Here is a 21571-nt window from a genome sequence, read left to right on the forward strand (position 1 = left end):
TCGGCGTTCATGAACACCCACCTCTTGCGCTCCGCCCCCGATCGCGATCCAGCCTGGCTCGGGCGCCTGTTCTGGATCAGCGCCTTGCTGGTGGTGCTGTGGCCCTTGGGTGTGGCCACCGAGTTCAAGCCCTGGATCCTGTTCGAGCCGCGCAACCTGCAGGTCACCGGTCAGTTCCTGGGCAGTTTCTGGCCGCTCACGCTCAACGCCGAGTTCATGGGCCTGGTGCTGAAGGAAACCTGGCGCACCGTCGCCATGGCCACGGCCGGCCTCACGCTGGCGCTGGTGGTGGCGGTGCCATTCACCCTGCTCTCGACGCGCGTGCTGTCGATCTCGGCGCTGTCGGGCACCATGGCGCGCGGGCCGGCCTGGCTGCGCCAGGGCGTGCGCTGGCTGCTGGTGTTCCTGCGCAGCATCCCCGAGCTGGTGTGGGCGCTGGTGTTCGTTCGCGTGGTCGGCCTGGGGCCGACTGCGGGCGTCCTGGCCATTGCACTCACCTACGGCGGCATGCTGGGCAAGGTGTATGGCGAAATCCTGGAAAGTGGCGAAACCCAGGCGACACAAAACCTGCTGCGCAATGGCTCGGGCCGGCTACAGGCTTTTTTCTATGGCTTGCTGCCGACCAATGCGGCCGAGCTCACCAGCTACACCGTTTACCGCTGGGAATGCGCCATCCGCTCTTCGGTGGTGCTGGGCTTCGTGGGCGCGGGTGGCCTGGGCCAGCAGATGGACAACTCGATGAAGATGTTCAACGGCGGCGAAGTCGCGACTTTGCTGCTGGTGTTCATCGCGCTGGTGGCGCTCGCTGATCAGGTCAGCGCGTGGTTGCGCAAGGCACTCGGATGATGGGGAGCTCCCCCCTGTGCCGCTTCGCGTCTTTCCCCAGGATGCGAACTCCCGCCTGCGCCGCCTCGCGTCTTCCCCCCTCTCCTGCGGGATGGGGGACCACACCAGCCGCCCGGCGAAGCCGATTCGGCGGTGTGTGCTGCATCGGGCACGCGCTCCGGAGACTGGTTTGGTTTTCTCCCATGCGTTATGGGTTTCAGCCATGACCAAACCGGTTTCTGCCAACGAGGTCTACCGCCTACCGCCGCCGCTGTTCAGTGCGCGCTGCAAGGCCTGCTGGTTCGTAGCTGGCTTGCTGGTGCTGATCGTGGCGAGCTTCTGGTCGCTCGATTTGCAGTGGGCACAGTTTCTTTCGCTGGATGCGGCGCGCAGCATGGGCCGATTTCTGGCGGAGTTTTTTCCGCCAGACCTGTCGCCCGAGTTCGTCACCAAAGTCGCCATTGGCGCCTGGGAAACCCTCGCCATGTCGGCGCTCGGCACCCTGCTTGCGGCCGCGCTCGGTCTGGCACTGGCTCTTCCCGCTAGCCGTCTGCACAGTGGCGACGCGGCCTGGGCCCGTGCTCCGACTCGCCTGGTGCTCAACGCCCTGCGCAGCATCCCCGAGCTGGTGTGGGCTGCTTTGCTGCTGATCTCGGCCGGACTGGGGCCTTTCGCTGGCACGCTGGCGCTGGCCCTGCACACCAGCGGCGTGCTAGGTCGCTTGTTTGCCGAGGCGATCGAGAACGCACCCGCTGGCCCGGGCGCTGCGCTGCGCGTGCAAGGCGTTGGCAACGGTCGCGTGTTTCTGTTTGCCACCTTGCCGCAGGTGCTGCCGCAACTGCTGAGCTACACGCTTTATCGGTGGGAGAACAACATCCGCGCCGCCGCCATTCTGGGTGTGGTCGGCGCAGGCGGGCTGGGCCAGTTGCTGGCGTTTCACATGGGCCTGTTTCAAATGAACAAAACCGCCACCGTGCTGGCTGCCATGCTGCTGCTGGTGGGACTGGTGGACGCGCTGAGCAACCTGTCGCGCCGCCTCTTGACGAGATAACACCATGCTGAACCTCACCGTTGCCCAAGCCTGGGCCGTGCTGTCCGGTGCCATCCTGCTCGAAGTCGCAGGCACCACCTGCATGCGGCTGTCCGAGGGCTTCACCCGGCTCACGCCCTCGATCCTGATCTTCGTCTTTTATGCGATGTCGTTTGCGCTCAACACCTTGGTGATCCGGGTGCTCGGCCTGAGCGTGGTCTATGGCGTGTGGTCGGGCGTGGGCACGGTGCTCACCGCGCTGATCGGTGTGTACTACTTCAAAGAACCGGCAACGGCCATCAAGCTGGTGAGCATCGGCCTGATCGTCATCGGCGTCTTGGGCCTGCACTCGGCATCGCGCATCCCGTCAGCGTAAGGTCTTGGCGCATTGAGCGACGAATGCACACATGACCGACAACGAACTCTCCATCGAACGTTACCGAACCAAGGCGGCAGGCTACGACGCCTCGGCCGAGTTCACCATGCCGCTGCGCCGGCGCACCATCGCGCTGCTCAAGCTGCAGCCCGGCCAGACGGTGCTCGATGTGGGTGCTGGAACCGGTCTGAGCTACGCGCTGCTGCGCCAGGGCGTGGGTGAACAAGGGCGGGTGCTGGGCTTTGAACAAAGCCCGGAGATGTTTGCAGTGGGGCAGCAGCGGGTGGAGAAGGAAGGCTGGGCCAATGTGTGGCACACCAACCAGCCAGCCGAAACCGTGGTGCTGCCGGGCCTGGCCGACGCGGTGCTGTTCAACTACACGCACGACATCTGCCGCACGCCCGAGGCGGTGGCCAACATCTTTCGCCAGGTGAAGCCCGGCGCGCGCGTGGCGATGGCCGGTATCAAGTTTTTTCCGTGGTGGACCGGCCCGCTGAACCTGCTGGCCTGGCTCAAAAACCGACCGTACAACGCCAGGGCGGCCGATCTCTGGTCGCCCTGGAGCCTGGTGGCCGAGCGTTGCGACGGCTTTGAATGGCAAAGCACGCAATGGGGCATGGGCTACATCGCCAGCGCCACCTATCGAGGAGACCGATCATGACCGCACCCGTCCCACAATCCCGACCCGACTCCCCGCTGGCAAAGCGCTACGCAGAGGTGCGCGCGCAAACGCTGGCCCTTGCCGCGCCCTTGTCCGAGGCCGACTGCCAGGTCCAGTCCATGCCCGACGCCAGCCCCACCAAATGGCACCTGGCCCACGTCACGTGGTTTTTCGAGACCTTCATTCTCGAGCGATTCGAAGCGAACTTCCAGCCGTTTCACGAGGCGTACCGGGTGCTGTTCAACAGCTATTACCAGGGCGTGGGCGATCAACATCCTCGCCCGCAGCGCGGCCTCATCACCCGTCCCGACCTCACCGACATCAAGGCCTACCGCGCACAGGTGGATGCGCGCATGGCGACGCTGCTCGCCCGGCCCGCGTCCGACGAGCTGGCCGAGCTCGTCACGCTGGGCCTGCATCACGAACAGCAGCACCAGGAACTGCTGCTGACCGACATCAAGCACCTCTTGGCGCAGAACCCGCTGGCGCCGGTGTACCGAGCGCCCTGGCCGCTGTCCAGCGTGGCCAGCGTGCCCGCGCAATGGGTCGGTTTTGCTGGCGGCACGGTGCAGATCGGTCACAAGGGCGACGGGTTTTCGTTCGACAACGAACTCCCGCGTCACGCCGTGCTGCTTGCGCCCTACGCGCTGTCCAACCGGCTGGTGACCCACGGCGAGTGGCTGGCCTTCATGGAGGATGGCGGCTACACCGATGCGCGCTGGTGGATGGCAGCCGGGTGGGACTGGGTGCTGGCACAGCGCGCGCAAGCACCGCTGTACTGGCAGACCGATGGCGACGGGGGATGGACCAACTTCACCCTGCACGGGCGCGCGCCCATCGACCCCCACACCCCGGTGGTGCACATCAACTGGTTCGAGGCAGACGCTTACGCCCGCTGGCGCAGCGCGCAAGACGGCGAGGCGATCCGCCTGCCGACCGAAGCCGAGTGGGAACACGCCGCCGAAGCATCGGGCGCTGCCTGGACCGAACACGGCAACTTCTCGGAGAGCCGCGCGCTGCACCCCATGCCGCCACCGCGCGCCCGCGCCGGTTTGCTGCAGATGGGCGGCGACGTCTGGGAGTGGACCGCCAGCAGCTACCTGCCCTACCCCGGCTACCGAGCCTGGGCCGGCGCGGTGGGCGAGTACAACGGGAAATTCATGATCAACCAGATGGTGCTGCGCGGCGGCTCCTGCGCCACGCCACGCAGCCACATCCGCACCAGCTACCGCAACTTTTTCCCCACCGACGCCCGCTGGCAATTCAGCGGCCTGCGCCTGGCGCGCGACGCCTGATCCACCCCAGGAGATCTCCATGAACCGACGCCAAACCCTCTTGTCCCTGCTCTGCAGCGCCGCCCTGCTCGGCACCGGCCTGCCCGCCACCTCCCAGGCAGCTGGCAACGCCGACCAGGGCCCGCCGTTTCGCACCATGAGCGACGCTGGCGCCGAGCGCCTGATGCTCTTGGGCTACGACCCAGTCGCCTACTTCACGCAGAACGCCGCCGTGCTGGGCAACCCGGCGATCCAGAGCGAGCACCAGGGCGTGACCTGGCGCTTCGCCAGTGCCGAAAACCAGGCCCTGTTTCTGCGCGACCCCACGCAGTACATGCCGCAGTTCGGCGGCTTCTGCGCCAACGGCATCAACTACGCCGTGCCCTGGGGCGCGGGCGGTGGCCCCAACACCTGGCGCATCTACCGCGGCAAGCTCTACGTGTTCGGTGGCCAGTCCTCACGTGACCACTTTGAAATGGCCACCGAGGAAAACCTCAAACTCGCCCACCAGCTCTGGCGCGACGAAATCGCTGGCTCCAACGCCGTGTTCGTGCGCTACAAACGCCTGATCTTCCGCGTGCCGCACTACAAGAGCGACGGCGCGCTGCAGGCCGAGTGGGAAGCCAAACTGGCCGCGGGCACACTGCCGGTGATGCCGGGGCAACCCCAGGTGGTGCCGGCCGCGCCCTGAGGCAGGGGAGATTTTTGCCGAAGACTGCGCAGGCGCACTCGGTTGGTCAACACCGCAGCGCGTGGTCAAGTGGGTGGCTGGTCGGATCTCGAACCTGAACTTCGCCAAGTCCGAAACGATGGCGAAGTCGGGGGCTTGGGCACTGCACAGGCCTCGAACGGCGTCGCTGGCCTGAGCGCACCCAGTACAGCCCATGCCGCTGCGTGAGCTCCGGTCACTTCCAGGCGCCAGCACTCGCATTTGACAGCGCCCGGTTGCGAGGCGCTTGCTGGCGAGCAAACGCCTCCAGGGAGGGAGTTCCCAGGTCTCCTGGACAGCGGAATCTCGCCGGCCTTTTCCCCAGCAAAGACGGCGCAATTTGCCCCTCGAAGAGGGGCCAGAGCGCATTCACTTTCTGCATGGCGATCCGCTCGCCCCAGATCCGCGACAGTTGCTGGTGCAGATTGGTGCGCAAGAACCACAGGCTCCTGACGTCAGAGGCGACCAGCAGATGCCTCCGCACGCGATCGCATTCAAGGCTGTGGCCCATGGCCGGAAGCAGACTGAGCATTTCCTGGCGGATATGCCCCAGCGTAGAAGGGTTGCCAGCTTTGCCCGATGCTTGCTTCAGCCGTTGGGCGAAGGTGTCGGCGACGGTACTGAAGAAGTGCATGGTGGTGGTTCTCTGTAGCGGGCCAACGTGACCTGTTGACATGAGAACGAACCAGCTCAGGATTTATTCCGAAGAAACAAAGATGCATGGGACTTGAAGCGCCTTCGCCGCATGAAAGGTTGCCACGGCTGCACAACGGCAAATGCGGACAAATGCTTACAAGCACGATGGAATAGCCCGCCTCGCCAATCGTTGTCAGTGCACACCGGTTACGACCAGCAAATGTCGAACCTGGTGTCTTCGCGGAGCACCGTACCGAATGGTTACGCGCACTCCATCTTCTGACGATCAACGCAAGAGAGGTACAGCATGAACACGAAACACACGGCTTTGGTGACGGCAGCGATGGTGGGGGCGCTCAGTGTCACCGCTGCGCAGGCAGACGACGCCAAGGACGAACGCCGCGCCCTCACACCGGTGCACGGCTTCTTCAACGCCTGGGAGCGGGGTCTGACCTCCGCGGCTCGCAGCATCGGACTGGACAACGAGCGGCGCGGCCGCGACGGCGCTGGCGCGGGCACTCGCGGCTCCTCCAATTCCAGCGTGAACAGCTCAAGCAACCGCAGCTCCAACAGCTCGAGCAATTCCAGCTCGAACCGTTCATCGAACAGCTCTTCGAACTCCAGCTCCAACCGCTCCTCAAACAGCTCTTCAAACTCCAGCTCTAACAGCTCTTCGAACAGCTCTTCGAATTCCAGCTCCAACAGCTCTTCGAACTCGGGCTCGAACAGTTCGTCCAATTCGAGCTCGAACACCAGCAACTGATCGACACGGCTGGCGTGCTGTCCTGCAGGCCCGCGCCGCCGTTTCCCTTCGAGGCCCAACCATGTCCGTTTCAGACCTTGCTCCCATCGAATTCCTCTGCGCACCTGAAGATCTGGGCGTCATCGCGGCGCCCGTCCCTGCGCGCGAGGCCATGCCCGAATGGTTTCGTCGCCTCGCACCGGTCGACAAGCACCACCTGTCGACCACCGACAACGCGCTCACTGTCAAGCGTTGCATGCCGTTCCTGGACGCCCTCATGGCCGGCTGGATCCTGCCGCTGGCGGCCACGGTGCGCATCGACATCCGTGACAACGGGCAGACGGTGGACACCGGCTGGGACTTCGACAAGACCATGGTCAGCAACCACCACGCTTACCAGGTCAACGGCCACCCGATGCAGCCGCGCCCCCCTTGCAAGTTCCACAACCACTGGACCATCCGCACGCCCAAGGGCTGGAGCTGCCTGTTCGTTCCGCCCATGAACCAGCCCAACGGGGTGATCGAAATCGCTGCGGGCATCGTGGACACCGACGAGTACACGTCTCTGATCAACTTCCCCTTCTTTGCCACCGCGCCCGATGGCCTGTATACGCTGGAGAAAGGCACGCCGCTGGTACAGGTGATTCCGTTTCGCCGCGACGATCTGCAGTTGCCCGGATTGGTCCGTGCCGAAACCGCCGCCGAGGCGGCCGAGCGGCAGCGCATCCAGCGCGCGACCGGCGCGGGCGAAGGCTGGTACCGCAAGGAAGCCAGAGAGCGCCGCTGAAGTGCGCGCCTGCTGGCGCGCGCCTTGCGCGTTCCATCGCTACTGAGCGGGCGTGCTGAAGTCGACACCCCGGTCAAGGCGGTCATCACCGCCCTTGGTCAAGGACTTCGGTTTCGTTCGCACTTCCCGGTCTCACGGCCAAACCGACGGTGCGGCTTCGCATCAGGGCAATCGGGATGGGCGAAGCAAAGCTCGGTAGGCCTGTATCGCCGCCAACGCATGTTGCACGTAGTCGATCCGGATCTCGCTGGCGCGAGGATCGGCTGAAAAGCAGCTGGGCGTGACGCGGCTGAAAGCGCCTTTCACAGGGGCGCTCTGTAGCTGCGCGTCGAGCAGAAAACGCATGCCAGCCTCGACGGCTGTGTGGACCTGGGCGTGGCGCTCACCCGCTGGCAGAAATGCGAGCAACGCAAGCAGCCCTTCAAGCCGCGTTGCCGCCGGTGTGGTGCGACCATCAGCCCCGAATCCACCCTGGGCACAAACCGGTGTCTCGCCGGGCCGCTGTTCTGCCACCATGCCTTGGGCCACGGCCAGGGCGTGGTCGGTCAGCAGCCGCTCGACACCCAGAATCCCGGTGGCTGGCTGCCAGCTGAAACCCTTGGGCAAAGCCGCCTGAAGTGCTGCTGGCGAGACCCGCTGGAGCTGGGCGGTGGCGACCAGTGCCCAGTGATCTGGCGGAGGTACGGCCTGTCCCTCCCGCTCACGCGCCAGTGCCAGCAGCGCATCGACCGCACCTTCCAGCCAGCGGGCGTCGCCGTCCAGCTCATGCAGCAGCACCAGACCCAGCGCAGCTTCCCCCGGGTAGTAGAGCGACACCCACGCCGGATCATGTTCGCCCTCGTCGAGTGCATGAAGCGAGTGAAACAACCCATCTGAGCGCTGCATCGAAAGAATGAAGTTGCCCAGCGCCTGCATCTCGGCCATCTCAACACCACCGGGATCCATCGGCCGCCAGCGCGCCATCGCCGCCAGCACGAGGCCTGCGCCGCCCAGTTTGGCCACCGGGTACGAGCGCTGTCCACCAATCACCTCGGGCTCAGACCAGAGCGCCAGATCGTTCGCTCCGCTGCGGGAAGGGCGCAGGCAACAGCTGCGAAGAAACCCGAAAGCCGCCTGGATGGCGATGCGCTGCTCGCGACTGGGAGCAAATTCGGCGTGGTACTCGGCCAGCGCGAGCAAGGTGCCCGCATGGCGCAAGAGGTTGTACCGTGTCGACGGGATCGGCTGCGCCGTTGTGGCACTGCGCAAGTAGACCATCTTGCCGCTCGACCCGATTTGCGCATGCAGATAAGACGCCGCCGCATGCATGCGCGCCTCCAGCGGCCACTCCACCCGCTGCGACGGCTCGCCGCTCCAGGTCGCACCCAACCGCAACGCCAGCAGCAACGCCAGCGCCAGCCTGAGCAATCTGCGGTCTACTGGCATTTGGCTGGCGCGCGCAACAGGCCCCAGCCATACAGCGGGTCGTAGCCGCGCACACCGAGATCGACCACCGAGCTTTGCAGGCTGGTCTTGACTTCGTTCGGTGTGAGCTCTTGCTGGCTCAGCAAGACCGCCACGCTGGCGGTGACAAAGGGCGCCGCAAACGAGGTGCCAGTGCGGTAGGAACCTTCGCCAGCGGTTGGCACAAACACCGAAACCCCCGGCGCGGCCAGGGCGATGTGTTCGCCCCGATTGGCGCTGGCGTACAGGCGCCGCCGGGCATCGACCGCGGTCACGGCGATGGCCTGCGGGTAGGCTGCTGGGAAAAGGGGCTTCGCACGCGGGCCACCGTTGCCCGCGGAGGCGACCACCACCACACCCTGGCGGTTGGCCGCAGCCATGGATTTCTGCAAAAGCAGGTTGTCCGGCCCGGCCACGCTGATGTTGATCACCTGCGCCTTGCGGGCGACCAGCCAGTTCATCGCCTCGGCCACGGCCGAAGCCGAGGCACTCAAGCGCCCGTCGGAGCTCTTGACGAACACATCGGCGGCCAGCAGCTCGCTGTAGGGCAGCAGGCCGATCCCGCCGTGACCCTGTCCCGCGAGCAAAGCCGCCACGGCGCTTCCGTGGTCGCTGTCTGAAGCTTCTTTCCCGCCAGGAAAGCTGCGCTGCAACAACCGGCCGCTGGCCACGCCCGATATCTGCGGGCTTACGCCGGAATCGATCATGCCCACACGTGCGCGGATGCGACAACGGTCGGCCTGATCAAGCGGCCAGGCCACCATGCTGCGGTCCAGACAACGCTGGCCTTTGCAGGCTGGCTGGGTGAGCCGGTACACGTGGTTGAAGTCGAACCGGTTCGCAGCCACTTCCGCATTGAGCAACGCCACCGCCTGCGCTTCCGACAGCCCCCTGGGCACAGCCAGGCGGGTGTAGCTGATGTCACTCTGACGCAGCGACGCGGACTGGATGACTGAAAAGCCACGCTGCAGCGCCTGACTGATCTGGCCTCGGCTCAGGTCGACGCCCAGCACCTCGGCCTGCACGGCATTGCCACCATCCACGCTGGCAATCGCCATGGTAGCCACTGGTGCCGACGCGGAATAGGACGATCCGCCATCGTCGTCGTCATCATCGTCATCATCGTCATCATCGTCATCGTCATCGTCATCGTCATCGTCATCGTCATCGTCATCGTCACCGGCCTGGGCCCAGGCCTGGCCAGGTATCGCGTCGTCGCCAGTGGACCACCCCGGTGCCCAGAGCATCGGCGCGAGCGCGAGCACGAGGTACAGCAGCCATGCGCGAGCGAAGAGCCCGCGACGGTGTTGGTTCGTCATGTCCATTCACTCCTGTTTGTCTGGTGTCCTGGCCCGCACACAGTGACCTGAACTGAAACCGGTGGATTCACACCCGGGCATGGCGCGAACCGCAGCGATCGCTGGTGCTTTCGGTGGGGCCTTCATGGCTGTCATGGGTGTGAACACGCGGCTTCATGGGCAAGTGAATTGCGAGAAAGAACACCACGGCCTGTTCACGCCACGCAGGTCATCGAGGCGTGGACAGTCTATCGCCGCCTGCATGGCGAATGGTCTGAGCACTGCGCAAAACCATGGGCCCAGATGAACCACCTTCCTCCAGCAGTTCCCAACGGGCGTCCGCCAGCCGCTGCAAGTCCGGGTCGTCGCTCGCATACACCACGGTGGCCTCGGTGCTGCACAGCCAGTCTTGCCAGGCGGCGCGCGTGGTGTCGTCCAGCAGCCTGTCCAGCTCGTCGATGAGCACCAGGTCTGCACCCGACAGCGCAGCACGCGCCAGCACGAGACGGCGCCGCTCGGTGTCCGACAGGTTCGCGCCATCTTCCGCCAGCCGCGCGTCCAGCCCGCCCAGCCGTTGCAGCAAGCCCTGCAATCCAAACGCCGTGGCCACGCTGATGATCTTGTCATCGCCTGGACGCTGGCGGCACCCCAGCGTAAGGGCGCGCCGCAGGCTGCCCATCAGCAGCGGTACGCGCGCACCGAGCCAGGTGATGCGCAGTCGGCTTCGGGCCGCGGGTCCGCGCACCATTTGTCCCCCTGGAGGCGCACCCAGCCCGGCCAGGGCGCGCAGCAGCCTGCTCTTGCCCGTGCCAGACGCGCCGCTGAGCACCACCCTGCTGTGGCGCAGCAGCTCGAAGTGCCATGCCAACGGTCCCTCTGCGTGCCACACCATGAGGGCACCTGCATCCGCCGGGATTTCCGCGGCACGGCCCAGAGCGGGCACGGTGGGTCGCGCCAGCAGCGCCAGCAGGCGCACGCGCGCGCGCCGCCAGGCCGTGCGACGCTCCCAGAACCCGGCCAGATCGCGCAACGCGGGCATCAGCAAGCCCACCGCAGCCAGTGTGGCGGCGGCGTCGGCGGGGGGAGCGCCCACGAGAAAAGCGGCGCCCAGCACCCACGCCGCCGCCACGCCCCGCACCAGGTCGGGCATGGCGCGCATGGCCGCTGCGCGCCGCTGGTGGCGCATGGCCGTTGTGCGCAGCCGGTTACCCAGTCGCGCGAGCGCATCGCTTTCCCGGTTGATGCGTCCCGCCAGCCGCAAGGATTGCGCATGGGGCACCCGCTCACCCATAAAGGCATGCAGCCGCCCCTGCGCGCGGCGCAACTGACCCTGGCCGCGCGGCAGATCGCGCGCAATCACCACCATCAGCAACAAACCGGCCAGCACGCTCAGCAACACCCCGACCACCAGCGCCGGAGCCATCCAAACGGCCAGCAGCGCGCACACGATGGGCAGCGTGACGAGAGCCGACAGCCCGTGCGCCTGGCCCTTGCCCACCCAGACGCGCACCGCACCCATGTCGCCAGCCAGCCGCTGCTGCAAATGGCCGCGCCGCAGCCAGGTCAGCGTTTCGTCCGACAGGCGAGCGATGTGCGCAAACAGTCGCTGGCGCAGCGCCAACACGTAGCGCTGGCTGAGCGACTCGGCACAGAGCTGTTCGGCCCAGCGGGTGAGTGCGATGCCCAGACCCATGCCTGCGATCAGTGCCAGGGCGCCCCAGGGCAGCGCGTCACCGGCGTGCAGCGCCACAAACGCGTTGCGCACCCCCAGAGCGAGCAGGCCGGCCATGAGGGCCTGCGCCAGCGCCAGGCCGATCAACGCCAGCCACAGGGGGCGGCGCCCGTCGGCCGACACGGCGGGCAGCTCGCGTCTGGCTTGTGGCGCGACCTTCAGCACGCGACGGCCTCGGCGGACAGGCTGTGCAACAGGCTGGCGGCCTGGGCGGGGTCGCGCAGCGCCTCGCGCGCCAGCACCGGCAGGCCGGTGGCCGCCTGAGCTTCCAGCGCGTTCAGCGGGGAGGCGCTGATCAGACCCGTCAGCGCAGCGGGTTGGATGCCCAGGCGCTGCAAGCTCAGCTGGCCTCCCACAGCGGCCAGCGCATCGGGCGTGGCGTAGAGGAAGCCAGCGAACTGCCCGCGCACCTCAGGCTTTTCGAGCAAAGCAGCGGTCTCTCGCTGCAGCACCCCGTCGGCAAACTCGACCACCGCCACTTCGCATGCAGCCTGTTCGGCAGCACCCAGCAGGTGCTGCAGCGCTTGCTCCAGGCGTTCAACGGGTTGCAGGTAAGTCGAGACCATGCCGGCGTCGGTGAAGTCGGTCACGAAGCTGGCACCCGCGTCTTCGTAGGCGTTCCAGTCACCGAAGGCACCGGTGCCGGTGACCTTGATGGCAGCGGTTCGGTAGCCTGCGCCTTCCAGACCGTGCACCAGCGAGGCCACGGCCGAGGTTTTGCCAGCGTTCATCGAGGCACCCACCACACCGATCACGGTGAGTACACCGCTGGGTGCGGCCAGGGGTGTGGCGTAGCGGGCCAGGTTCAGGGTGCAGCCATCTGCATCCTGCAGCAGTCCGATCACCTGCACGCGGGTCGGCATCTTCATCTTGGCGTGGCGCTGGCGCATCTGTCCCAGGCAGCCGCCACCGGCCAGCAGGTCGGCGCCTTCGTCGCTGAGCACAGCAATGCCCTCGAACTGGTCGCTGGCGTAGCGGGCGCCGCACGCCACCACGATCAGGTCGCCTTCGTAGAGGTCGCTAGGGCGGCCATCCTTGAGCTGCAGGCGCGGGTGGGCGCCGACGGCCAGCACGCGACCCAGCACCAGGTCGCCCGAATCCGCCTGCGCGAGATCGTGGCTCAGCTGGCTGGCGTCGGTGCGCTGAACACGGCGGGTGGAAAAGGCCCATTTGGCCGTTTGAAGCGTGTTTTGCAGCATGCGGGTTTGTTCGTTTTTCATGGGAAGCCTCCAGGTGTTGAAAGAGTCAAGAAAGTTGACGGAAAACGAAAAGGGGACGAGAGGAAACGGTGCCGGGTGACCTGCAACGGGAACGGAAAGCGAATCGCCTGGCGTGCACCGACAGACTTCAGGCCGCCAGCCGCAATCGGGCCGGCGCCAGGGCGGGCAAGGCCAGCTGCGCCAGCGCACCGGAGCGCATGCATTGCCCAAAGTCGTGGCCGGCATCGGGCAGCACATGCAACTGCGCAGAGGCCTGCATGCCGCGCGAGGCCGCCGCGCTGTGCAGCGCCTGAACCCAGCGCTGCGCCCGTTTCAGGCGGTGGCTGCCTTGAAGTGCATCGAGGTGGGGATCGCGGCGGGTGAGTGCATCGGCCTGGTTGTCCAGCGCGCCTACGGTCACCCAGGTCGGAATCTGCAGGAAGCGACCCAGGTTCGCTGCTGCCACCTCGCCAAGACTCAGCCGCCGGCGTGCGCTGGCCTCAAGGCCGCGCGGAAACGCGCCTGCTCCCGCTTCCACCCAGGTGTACCAGCCGGCTGCGCAGGTGCACAGCTGGGCGACGCGGTGAGGGTGCAGCATGGCAAAGCGGTGCGCGAACTGAGCACCACCGGAATACCCGAACAGGGCCACCTGGCGGGTGGAAACGCCGAGCTGGAAGCTCACCGATTCGAGCAACCGCAACAAGGCCAGGTCGGCCCGCTGACCTTGCGCGAGGATGCGCTGATAGCCAAACCAGTGGTGAGTGTCGAACAAAGGCGCGATCACCAGCCGCCCTTGTTCATGCGCGGCCTGCATGAACTGCCTGGCCTGGTTTCTTGCACCCCGGCGCACACCGTGCACCGCCACCAACGGCGAGAGCGAGGGATTCAAGTGCTCGGGCACCGCCAGCCAGGCACTCAGGCTGTGGGTGGGAGCGCTGAGATGGTGCAGCCCAGGCTGCAGGCGGCTGGCCTCAGGGGGTTCGGTTTTGCTGGGCGCCGGTGGCGCAGCGGAATGGACGTGCATGGTTTTCTCCGAAGGGCTCACCCGTGTGATCGGGTATTGCGCTGACAACGAAGCTGGCTCCCGCCTATTCCGCCCAGCCCTGCGGTTTTGCACTTGCTTACAGATCTTCCCTGGCCAGCATAGGCATGGAGGGGGTCACACGTGGCGGGCATACTTGTTGGCCTGGATACGCCCTGGGAATAAAGCGCGATCCCGACCGTTGTCACCTGCATGGAACCTTTGACCAATGAGCGATGTGCGCGAAGAACTGGTGGCGCTGCTGCCGCGATTGCGGCGCTTTGCCCACGGCCTGACCAGCCATCGGGAGGACGCAGACGACCTGGTTCAGGAAGCCTGCGAGCGAGCGCTCACCCGAACCGAGCTGTGGACACCCGGCACCCGGCTGGACAGCTGGATGTACCGAATCATTCAGAACCTTTGGTACGACCGGCTTCGCAGCCGGCGCGTGCGCGGAGAAACCGTCGATGAAAGCATGCTCGAGCTGCAAGCAGACGAGCAGGCCCACCACCTGCCAGAACGGCGAGACGAACTCAGCGAGGTCTCCCGCCGGCTGCAGGCGCTGCGACCAGAGCACCGGGAGGTCGTGATGCTCGTGTGTGTAGAAGAACACTCTTACAAGGAGGCGGCCGACATCCTGCAGGTGCCGGTCGGTACCGTCATGAGCCGCCTGGCGCGTGCGCGCCTGCTGCTCCAGGAACAGCCCCTCGATGCCGCTCAGCTGCGTCGCCCCAACACCACGGAGAGCCGGTCATGAAGACCCACGACATTGAACAGCTCATGGCCTACGCCGATGGCGAGCTGGACGCTCAGACAGCGAAGCAGGTCGAGCTTGAGTTGCAGGATGATCCTGAGGGTCAGGCGATCGTGGAGCGTTTTCGGCAGACGCGATCGCAGCTGGCGCCCGGTCTGGATCCCCTGCTCGACGAGCCCGTCCCGCAGCGCCTGATCGACGCCATCCGGCGGCATCCTGGGCCACCAGTGGCCATCGCGCCACCGACACCGATCCACCCACCTTCACGCACAGCGGCCAACGACCGCTGGTACTGGCCCTCGCTGGCCACGGCCGCCAGCGTGGCGCTGGCGCTGGTGGTGGGGGTGTTGGGTGGCCAGTGGTTGGGCGGCAGCACAGCCCCCGGCGCCGACGCGGTGGCTCAGGCCCTGCAGACCGTTCCCAGCGGCCAGGTGCTCCGGGTCGGCGAAACGCAGGTCATGCCACTGGCCAGCTTTGTTTCGGAAGAAGGCTTTGTCTGTCGCGAGTTCGAACAGACCGCTGGCGGCCGGGCCGCGCATGGAATCGCCTGTCGCGATGGCCAGCAGTGGGTCACCCGACTGCTGCTGGACCACGGACCGGCTCAGTCCATCGAGGCCTCACCGCCCGCATTCGCCACGGCCAGCGGCGAAGCGGACGCCATGGGTGCGATGGTGGAGAGCCTGCGGCTGGGCCAGGCCTTCACGCCAGAGCAAGAGGAGCAGGCGCTTCAACGAGGATGGGCAAAAGTGCCTTGACGCGCGCTTGCGCACAAAGTTCGGCCCGACTCGTTGCTCGGTCTGTCGGCACAGTTTTCTTTCCGGACCGCCGCAGTCGCAAGGCGCCAGTCAAGACAAGCGCCGTCGGTCAGACCAGGTGCCTGGCCCTCGTGTGAGATCCTGAAGGGCGCTTGGAGCGCCTGGCTTCTCAGCATCGCGAAAAAAAGGGGGGCGGAAGCGCCGCACCGCAGGCCGAGCCAATACCGGGCTGACGGCAAGTTGGCGGCCGCAGACGCCGGGCCAGTCCCAGGTGATGCCGGCTGCGCCCGGTATCAAAAAGAAGTGGTCGACAGCGAATGGGTTCGTCCAACCCGTTTTCACCTTTCAGCCGACGCCACTGAGCGTCAGCACTGCAGAGAGACCGTGTGACAACTGACTGGGGAGCCCGCGCATGTCGGGTGCAGGTTGATGACTTGGCTGTGTCTGCGAATTGACGCCATCAAGGCGATGCTGGGGCTCTCCTGAGGCCGTGATTCGGGCCTGCAAAAATCGCAAAGAGCGCCAATGCGCCCAACGACCGCACTGCCTCTTTGATCGGCTCGAAGCCCAGGATGCTGAGCATGCCGTTGAGCTTGTGCGTCAACACGTTCAGGCTCATCTCGACAGGCACGCTCTGGATGCCTGGTCTCAGGAAGTGTGTCCAGCCGATTCGGTGTTTGAGCGTGCCCGCCAGCTGTCAAGCAGGCTCTTGCACACCGTCAGGGCGGTGGGGATCTGGTCGAGCCGTCGCCGGATCGTGTCCATGAATTCATCCTGCTCGCATCGCCTGATGCGTCGGTCGTCGCTCGCTGTGTCTGCACCTTCATCCCACCACTGCGGCAGGCACCGGACCAGCAGATGCTGACCTGCGGTCCAGCCTCTTCGCGGCTGACGCGGCGGATCGACCGCTCGCCTGAACAGAGCCCGAATGCAGAGCCTTTCGAATCGCTGAACCGCACGCAAGCGGCGCTGCCGCTGGCGAATGTACCCGGGCCGGCGCGGCCTGCCTGCCTGCCTGCCCTGGTCATGAGAGCAGGCAATGCTGCCCACGCAGGCTCACCGCGCGCTGCGACTCGCTTCGAATTCGCCATGAAGCGAGGCCGTCCAGGTCGTTTCCCTGAAGCCCTCCGTATAGACCCCAGTCAGCAAAGGTGCCATGCGATCGCTGTCGACCGCACGATCACGCAACGCCAACAGATGGCGGTGCTGATCCACGATCAATCGGTCAAGGTGATCAAACACCAAACCCTCGAAACCATCTGCTTCAAGCACGCGATGGCGCAAATCGAGCAACCTCTGAAGCAGGCGACTCTTGTCGTCGACCATCTCGTCGTTCAGAAACCGAAAAATCCGCTGGCGCTCCCGGTTCTGGCAGACCCTGATGCGCCAGCGGGCCATATCCACCGCCAGACCGGCCACGACCGTGGGCACAACAATCCACAGCCATGCCGAGCTTGGTTTTCCGTCCCAGTGCCCGTCCAACACCAGCCAGCCCAGCGCGCCCGCAACAAGCAGGGCCACCGCAATGCCAGCATGGCGGACACACAGGCGCTTGAACGATCGACCAAGGGTGGTACGCATCAGGAGTCAGACCCGGATCACCGACGGATGCATCGCGGCTGAACGCTCAGCCCTGAGCCGGCTGCTTCGATCTGACCGGCAACTTCGTGGCTGCTGGTCGAGCAGGTTGCACACCACCCGTGGCCTGGGCTTCCTGGGCAATGCAGGGTCGGTAATCGACTCCGAAGGCCCTGGCCATGTGGACCATGACTGCAGCCTCCGCGATGCGGCGCTGCGCAAACTGGGGGCCTTCATTGTGTTGTTGCGAAAAATCCAGCGAGAGTTTCCGGTCACCATCTTCCACTTCAAGGTTCATGCCAGCCCGGGCTGACGAGACCACCACACTGATGGCCGCTGCATGGACTACCTGCCCGTTTCGGCTGGAGACAAAATCACCCGCGATGACATCAAACGAGCGGCGGGCACCCAGTTTGAGCATTGCCTTGGGCACCCAGGCCTTGATGCCACCTTCCTGACGACCAAGTTCCAGATCGTCCTGCGTCCAGGCACCCGAAAGCACCAGAGGCGACCGGTTGTCGGAATCGGCTTTGCGGCTATCTCTCGTGACCACCCGGATCTTTTTCGCATTGATTTTTTGCAGCGCGGTGATCAACCACCACTTTCCACCGCCGCTGAGACGGCGGTCTTTGAACTCGGCGGGAACCGTCAGATCGCGGATACTGTCGACGTAAACCTCAACAGCAGGCCTTGCACTGCGGTCGATGCGCTGCCCCAGGCAACTCAGGCCCAGCGAATAGTCGGTCTGCACATCCTTGACCTGTCCCACCGGCAGTGGACTGGACATCTCGCCCATGCTTGCGCAGCCGCTCAGGGTGAGCAGGGTCAGCCCAGCGACTGCGGTCGTGGTCCAACGCTTGGTTTTCATCGCAATTTCCTTGTCGCAGCGCAAAGTTGTTGGCGTCGCAGGGACACCGGGTGTTGGAGAGACAACGGTGGGCTGTCCGGTTTATTCCCGGCTGCGCGTTTTTCAGATCGCCCCAAAGGAAGAACGATGGGGATCGCTCCTCTGCTCTGGCGAAGACAGGCAAATCCTGTGCTGGACGAACCCCCTCGGCGCCGCAAATGTTCAACTGAACATCGCGCCAGGAGCCTCGCCAAGCTCTCGCTCCACATCTGGAGAACGCTGTGAAAGCAAGCACGCTGCTGGGAGCTGTTGCCATCTGTCTGCCCTTTTCAACCCCGGCCCAACACAGCCACGGAGCACAGACACCCTGTGCGGGCATGCAAAGTCGAGCCATCAATTCGCTGTCTGACCAAGACTTCAAGGAACTTCGGCGAGGGGGTGTCTGGGGACTTGCCCTGGCAGCCGAACTCAATGGCATGCCCGGACCGGCACATCTTCTGGAACTCAAGGACCAGATCCCTTTGACGCAGGATCAGGTGGACAAGACCCAGGCGTTGTTTGTCGACATGCGCAAGGCAGCCGGATCGACCGGTGAGCGCCTGATCGCGGCGGAAACAGCCCTGGAAGCCGCTTTTGCGAAGGGGCCGTGGACGAGGCATCATTGCGCCGTCTGTTGGCGCAAACCGAGTCCGCGAGGACGGAGCTTCGCTACATCCACCTTTCGCAGCACTTCAAGACGGTGCGGTTTCTGAAACCCGACCAGATCAAGCGGTACAACGTGCTTCGCGGATACGCCGAGATGTATCGGCGTCACATGGGATGCAAGTGACCCCTTCTGGCTCCAACCCGCGCCGCCTCTCTGCGAGCGAAACGGCTGGGACCCTTCGCCCTCCTGACTCTGCGAAGCTTGCGGCCTGACTCTGACGGCACCTGCGGCCTCAACCAGCGTGCAGGGATTTCAGGGAAGCCGCTGCCGCCAGCGTCTCCCGGTACCCTGCCTCGATCGCCCGCTCGCGGAACTCGCGCGAGAGGCTGACCCAGTAACCGAAGTCGGGCTTGAGCAGTTGGTCGGCGAGCGTACCGTCGGCGTCCACCAGCGCCTTCTTGCGCAGGTCGCTCAGCCGGTAGCGCTCGGCGCCCGGCGGTGCGCGGTCCAGGTGCACGCTGGCGTCGATGGCCAGCACGCGCTGCGCGCCCAGCGCTCGGGCCATGCGCACCGGCAAGGGCGTTGTCCAGTCGGCATCCACATAGCGCGCGCCGCGGATGCGCACCGGCGCAAACTGGCCTTCGATGGCGCTGGACGCCTGCACGGCCACCCCGACATCGCCAGCGGTGAAGGCCACGGCGGTGTTGTCGCGCTGGCGTGCGGCCACACAGGCCATGGGCAGGGGCATGCGCTCCAGCCGGGTCTGGGGCGCGTGCTCACGCACCAGCTCGGCGATGGCGGCGCCGCTCAGGCGCTCGTCCTGGCCCCAGGCGAGGCGGGCCAGCGAGAGCGGTTGCAAGTCGAGCGCCAGGGTTTCGATGCGGCGGGCACTCAGGCCGGCGGCGTACAGGCTGCCAACCAACGCACCAGCCGAAGCGCCCACGATGAGGTCGGGCACCAACCTCAGTTCATCGAGCGCCTTGAGAACGCCCACATGCACAAAACCTCGCGGTCCGCCTGAGCTGAGAACCCAGGCGATGCGCGGTGGGCTCGCCAGCGGCAAGGCCTGCGGCGCGTCGGGCCCACTGTGGTCTCGGTCGGGATTGAGTGTGCAGCCAGAAATCACCACGGCCGCGCTGGCCGATCCTGCCAGCAGCAGAGACCGTCGCGTCAGCGGCGTATGCAGCATGTCGCGTTCACTGGCGCGCGGCTTTCGCAGAGGCCATTTCGCGCGCCAGTTCTTCGCCACTCTTGTAGTGCGGCACGCGGAGCACCATGCGCTTGGCGCGCTGGAAAAAGCTGTTGCTGCCTTTCACTTCTTCCGCCCAGTATTTTTCGGCCAGCGCAAGGTTGACTTTTTCATCGAGCTCCCAGCCGTCTTTGCTGGCCTGGCCGCCGAAGATGTAGAGCTTGCCATCGGTGATTTTCCAGGTATCGGCATCGCCGCCCCACGGAATGCCGTAGGCGATGCCGTTGGCGCAGTAGCCGCCGTACTGCGGCAGGTAGCGCGGCGGCGACTGGTCGAAAAAGGCCTTGTGCGCGGCGCTGGCGAACCAGAAGTTCACACCCTCGTAGGTGCTCTGGTGCTCGGCGCTGCCCTGCCGATGCGCGCCTTCGGTGAAATAGGCCACCACGTCGGCGCCCTTGAGCATGACGCGCTCGCTGGGGGGCAGCTCGACCGCGTTGACGGGTTTGAGCGCACCCGACGGATTTTGGGCCGACATCGCACCGCAGCCGGCCAACGCGCTCAGCAGGAGCAGGGCAGTGAAGCCTGGGACGACACGTAAAGCAGTCGGGTTCATGGCTCAAGAAGATGCGGTGTGGATGGACGGTTGCAACACGGTCACCGCGGGAGCGGAAGGCGCAGTTGCCGGGATGGGATCGATGGAGGACGGGGGAAATTCGGCATAGGGCGCGACCCAGCCGAGCAAGGCGCTGGCGGCTTCGCAGCGTGCGCGCAGGTCGGCTTCGTCGCGCCCGCCCAGGTGGGTGATGCCGTAGCGATAGCTGCCCAGCCACTTGTAGTCTCGAGCGATCGAGCCGGCCGACTTGGGGTAGGGAAACAGCAGCGCATCGGGATAGGCGCGGGCAAAGGCACGGGTCTGCCCGGCATCGGGCAGGTGCACGCGCTGAGCAGGATCGAAGGCGCGGTAGACGAAGCTGGCAGCAGCGCCTGCGGTGGGCACGGCGCGCGGCAACGCTGCCGGGTCGCGTCCGTGCGCCAGCGCCAGGCCCATGGCGTGCAGATCAACGCCGAGCACGCGCTGGTAGAGGTCGGAATACTGCGAGGCCATGCGCGGGTTGAACTCGATCACGGTGAGCCGGTCGGTGGCCGCATCAAAGAAGAACTCCATGTTGAACAGGCCGTGGGTGAAGCCCACCGCTGCCAGGAAACGCCTCGCCACGTCGAGCGCGCGCGCCTGTACCGCTGGTGCCAGGCGCGTGGGCAGCTGGTGGCGCATGAAGGCCTGGGTGCCGGGGTACATGATGGCGTCGACCACGCCAATGGCCTTCGTCTCACCGTTGAACACATAGCCGTCGAGGTTGAACTGCTCGGCCTGTACCGGCGCCTCCAGCAGCATGCGGTGGGCGCTGGGCACGTCGGCACCCAGGCGCTCGCGCACCATGCGCTCGAAGGGCTCCACCAGGCGGCGGATCACCCACAGCTCCCAGGCGCCAAAGCGGGTGTGGCGGTGCAGCTCGGCGTGGTTGTCCACCCGGCGCGCCAGCACCGAAAACGCGGCCTTCACCGGCTTGACGAAGCGCGGGTAGTCCAGCCCCGACGGAATGGGTGCGCCGTATTCGGCGTCGAGCAGCTCAAACGGCACGTTGGCCTCGGGCGCCACGCGCTGCAGCACCTGGCGCGCGTAGAGCTTGTGCTGGCAGGCCAGGATGGCGTTGACCGGTGTGCCGGGCCAGCCCATGCGCTCGGCCAGAAGGGCCGCGGCCAGGGCGCCAAACTGTTCGTGGTGCGAGGCCACTGCCTGCCAGCCGCGCAGCCTCGCGCGCTGCACCAGCGTTTCCACGTAACGCCCCATGTCGAACCAGGCCAGACGCGCGTTGCTGGGGAAGGTGAAAAGGTCAAAGCCGGAGCGGTCCAGCGCCAGCCCTTGCGCCTGCGCCGCATGCGCGTGCCCGAGGGCATCCCAGTCGTAGTCAAAGAGGATCAGGGTGCGGGGCTGGAGGGGCATGGGCAGTGGGCGAGCGGATTCGGCCAGAGGGTAAACCAATCGGAGCCGGTACCTGGATGCACCGGGT

Annotated in this window: 23 protein-coding genes; 10 read left to right on the top strand and 13 right to left on the bottom strand. The window is 65.8% G+C overall.

Annotated elements, in window-relative coordinates:
* The first annotated feature begins 9 nt into the window (after window positions 1-9).
* The 6 genes from QUV25_RS01725 (at window position 10) to QUV25_RS01750 (ending at window position 4857) form a co-directional block, all read left to right on the top strand.
* Entirely contained in the window at window positions 10-846 is an 837-nt protein-coding gene (locus QUV25_RS01725) for an ABC transporter permease (protein WP_300860834.1), read from the top strand.
* Between the two features lie 202 nt (window positions 847-1048).
* Window positions 1049-1876 carry a phosphonate ABC transporter, permease protein PhnE gene (phnE, locus tag QUV25_RS01730; RefSeq protein ID WP_300860836.1) on the top strand — a complete coding sequence of 276 codons (828 nt, stop codon included), beginning with the start codon at window positions 1049-1051 and terminating at the stop codon, window positions 1874-1876.
* 4 nt (window positions 1877-1880) lie between these two features.
* Window positions 1881-2231 carry a multidrug efflux SMR transporter gene (locus QUV25_RS01735; protein WP_300860838.1) on the top strand — a complete coding sequence of 117 codons (351 nt, stop codon included), beginning with the start codon at window positions 1881-1883 and terminating at the stop codon, window positions 2229-2231.
* Window positions 2232-2262: 31 nt separating this feature from the next.
* On the top strand, window positions 2263-2892 hold the full coding sequence (locus QUV25_RS01740) for a methyltransferase domain-containing protein (RefSeq protein ID WP_300860840.1): 630 nt from the start codon (window positions 2263-2265) through the stop codon (window positions 2890-2892).
* The gene (egtB, locus tag QUV25_RS01745; protein WP_300860842.1) at window positions 2889-4187 is read left to right on the top strand and encodes an ergothioneine biosynthesis protein EgtB; all 1299 of its coding nucleotides are present in this window, start codon (window positions 2889-2891) and stop codon (window positions 4185-4187) included. The genes QUV25_RS01740 and egtB overlap by 4 nt, the downstream gene beginning before the upstream one ends.
* Before the next feature lie 19 nt (window positions 4188-4206).
* Window positions 4207-4857 carry a YHS domain-containing (seleno)protein gene (locus tag QUV25_RS01750; protein ID WP_300860844.1) on the top strand — a complete coding sequence of 217 codons (651 nt, stop codon included), beginning with the start codon at window positions 4207-4209 and terminating at the stop codon, window positions 4855-4857.
* Between the two features lie 214 nt (window positions 4858-5071).
* Here the strand turns inward: QUV25_RS01750 and QUV25_RS01755 are convergent, their stop codons facing one another.
* Window positions 5072-5509, bottom strand: a complete 438-nt coding sequence (locus QUV25_RS01755) for a hypothetical protein (protein WP_300860846.1) — start codon at window positions 5507-5509, stop codon at window positions 5072-5074.
* A 263-nt stretch (window positions 5510-5772) separates the two neighbouring features.
* Window positions 5773-6264 carry a hypothetical protein gene (locus QUV25_RS01760; protein WP_300860848.1) on the bottom strand — a complete coding sequence of 164 codons (492 nt, stop codon included), beginning with the start codon at window positions 6262-6264 and terminating at the stop codon, window positions 5773-5775.
* A gap of 71 nt (window positions 6265-6335) precedes the next feature.
* Here QUV25_RS01760 and QUV25_RS01765 point away from each other — a divergent pair, with 71 nt between their 5' ends.
* Window positions 6336-7040, top strand: a complete 705-nt coding sequence (locus tag QUV25_RS01765; protein ID WP_300860850.1) for a DUF6065 family protein — start codon at window positions 6336-6338, stop codon at window positions 7038-7040.
* A 162-nt stretch (window positions 7041-7202) separates the two neighbouring features.
* On the opposite strand, the gene QUV25_RS01770 is transcribed toward QUV25_RS01765, so the two are convergent.
* From QUV25_RS01770 to QUV25_RS01790, 5 genes are all read right to left on the bottom strand, one after another.
* Window positions 7203-8465: a hypothetical protein gene (locus QUV25_RS01770; RefSeq protein WP_300860852.1), complete on the bottom strand. Its 1263-nt coding sequence runs from the start codon at window positions 8463-8465 to the stop codon at window positions 7203-7205.
* The gene (locus tag QUV25_RS01775) at window positions 8456-9802 is read right to left on the bottom strand and encodes a S8 family serine peptidase (protein ID WP_300860854.1); all 1347 of its coding nucleotides are present in this window, start codon (window positions 9800-9802) and stop codon (window positions 8456-8458) included. The genes QUV25_RS01770 and QUV25_RS01775 overlap by 10 nt, the downstream gene beginning before the upstream one ends.
* 208 nt (window positions 9803-10010) lie before the next feature.
* Entirely contained in the window at window positions 10011-11678 is a 1668-nt protein-coding gene (locus QUV25_RS01780; protein ID WP_300860857.1) for an ABC transporter ATP-binding protein, read from the bottom strand.
* Entirely contained in the window at window positions 11672-12733 is a 1062-nt protein-coding gene (locus tag QUV25_RS01785) for a DUF1611 domain-containing protein (RefSeq protein ID WP_300860859.1), read from the bottom strand. The genes QUV25_RS01780 and QUV25_RS01785 overlap by 7 nt, the downstream gene beginning before the upstream one ends.
* 127 nt (window positions 12734-12860) lie before the next feature.
* Window positions 12861-13736, bottom strand: coding sequence for a hypothetical protein (locus QUV25_RS01790; protein ID WP_300860861.1), 876 nt, complete (start codon window positions 13734-13736; stop codon window positions 12861-12863).
* A 226-nt stretch (window positions 13737-13962) separates the two neighbouring features.
* On the opposite strand from QUV25_RS01790, the gene QUV25_RS01795 reads away from it, so the two are divergent.
* Both QUV25_RS01795 and QUV25_RS01800 read left to right on the top strand, forming a co-directional pair.
* Window positions 13963-14490, top strand: a complete 528-nt coding sequence (locus QUV25_RS01795) for an RNA polymerase sigma factor (protein ID WP_300860863.1) — start codon at window positions 13963-13965, stop codon at window positions 14488-14490.
* Window positions 14487-15242 carry a hypothetical protein gene (locus tag QUV25_RS01800; protein ID WP_300860865.1) on the top strand — a complete coding sequence of 252 codons (756 nt, stop codon included), beginning with the start codon at window positions 14487-14489 and terminating at the stop codon, window positions 15240-15242. The genes QUV25_RS01795 and QUV25_RS01800 overlap by 4 nt, the downstream gene beginning before the upstream one ends.
* A gap of 460 nt (window positions 15243-15702) precedes the next feature.
* Here the strand turns inward: QUV25_RS01800 and QUV25_RS01805 are convergent, their stop codons facing one another.
* From QUV25_RS01805 to QUV25_RS01815, 3 genes are all read right to left on the bottom strand, one after another.
* The gene (locus QUV25_RS01805) at window positions 15703-15861 is read right to left on the bottom strand and encodes a hypothetical protein (protein ID WP_300860868.1); all 159 of its coding nucleotides are present in this window, start codon (window positions 15859-15861) and stop codon (window positions 15703-15705) included.
* A gap of 437 nt (window positions 15862-16298) precedes the next feature.
* The gene (locus QUV25_RS01810; RefSeq protein WP_300860870.1) at window positions 16299-16823 is read right to left on the bottom strand and encodes a hypothetical protein; all 525 of its coding nucleotides are present in this window, start codon (window positions 16821-16823) and stop codon (window positions 16299-16301) included.
* 46 nt (window positions 16824-16869) lie between these two features.
* On the bottom strand, window positions 16870-17688 hold the full coding sequence (locus tag QUV25_RS01815) for a hypothetical protein (RefSeq protein WP_300860872.1): 819 nt from the start codon (window positions 17686-17688) through the stop codon (window positions 16870-16872).
* A gap of 260 nt (window positions 17689-17948) precedes the next feature.
* Here QUV25_RS01815 and QUV25_RS01820 point away from each other — a divergent pair, with 260 nt between their 5' ends.
* Window positions 17949-18419, top strand: a complete 471-nt coding sequence (locus QUV25_RS01820; protein WP_300860874.1) for a hypothetical protein — start codon at window positions 17949-17951, stop codon at window positions 18417-18419.
* Between the two features lie 186 nt (window positions 18420-18605).
* On the opposite strand, the gene QUV25_RS01825 is transcribed toward QUV25_RS01820, so the two are convergent.
* Genes QUV25_RS01825 through QUV25_RS01835 form a run of 3 tightly spaced genes read right to left on the bottom strand, consistent with a single transcriptional unit; the run spans window position 18606 to window position 21504 of the window.
* On the bottom strand, window positions 18606-19502 hold the full coding sequence (locus tag QUV25_RS01825) for a patatin-like phospholipase family protein (protein ID WP_300860876.1): 897 nt from the start codon (window positions 19500-19502) through the stop codon (window positions 18606-18608).
* Window positions 19503-19509: 7 nt separating this feature from the next.
* Window positions 19510-20115: a YHS domain-containing (seleno)protein gene (locus QUV25_RS01830; RefSeq protein WP_300860878.1), complete on the bottom strand. Its 606-nt coding sequence runs from the start codon at window positions 20113-20115 to the stop codon at window positions 19510-19512.
* Window positions 20116-20118: 3 nt separating this feature from the next.
* Entirely contained in the window at window positions 20119-21504 is a 1386-nt protein-coding gene (locus QUV25_RS01835) for an ATP-grasp domain-containing protein (RefSeq protein ID WP_300860880.1), read from the bottom strand.
* Window positions 21505-21571 lie beyond the last annotated feature (67 nt).

Source organism: Hydrogenophaga sp. (assembly GCF_030373245.1).
GTDB lineage: Bacteria > Pseudomonadota > Gammaproteobacteria > Burkholderiales > Burkholderiaceae_C > Hydrogenophaga.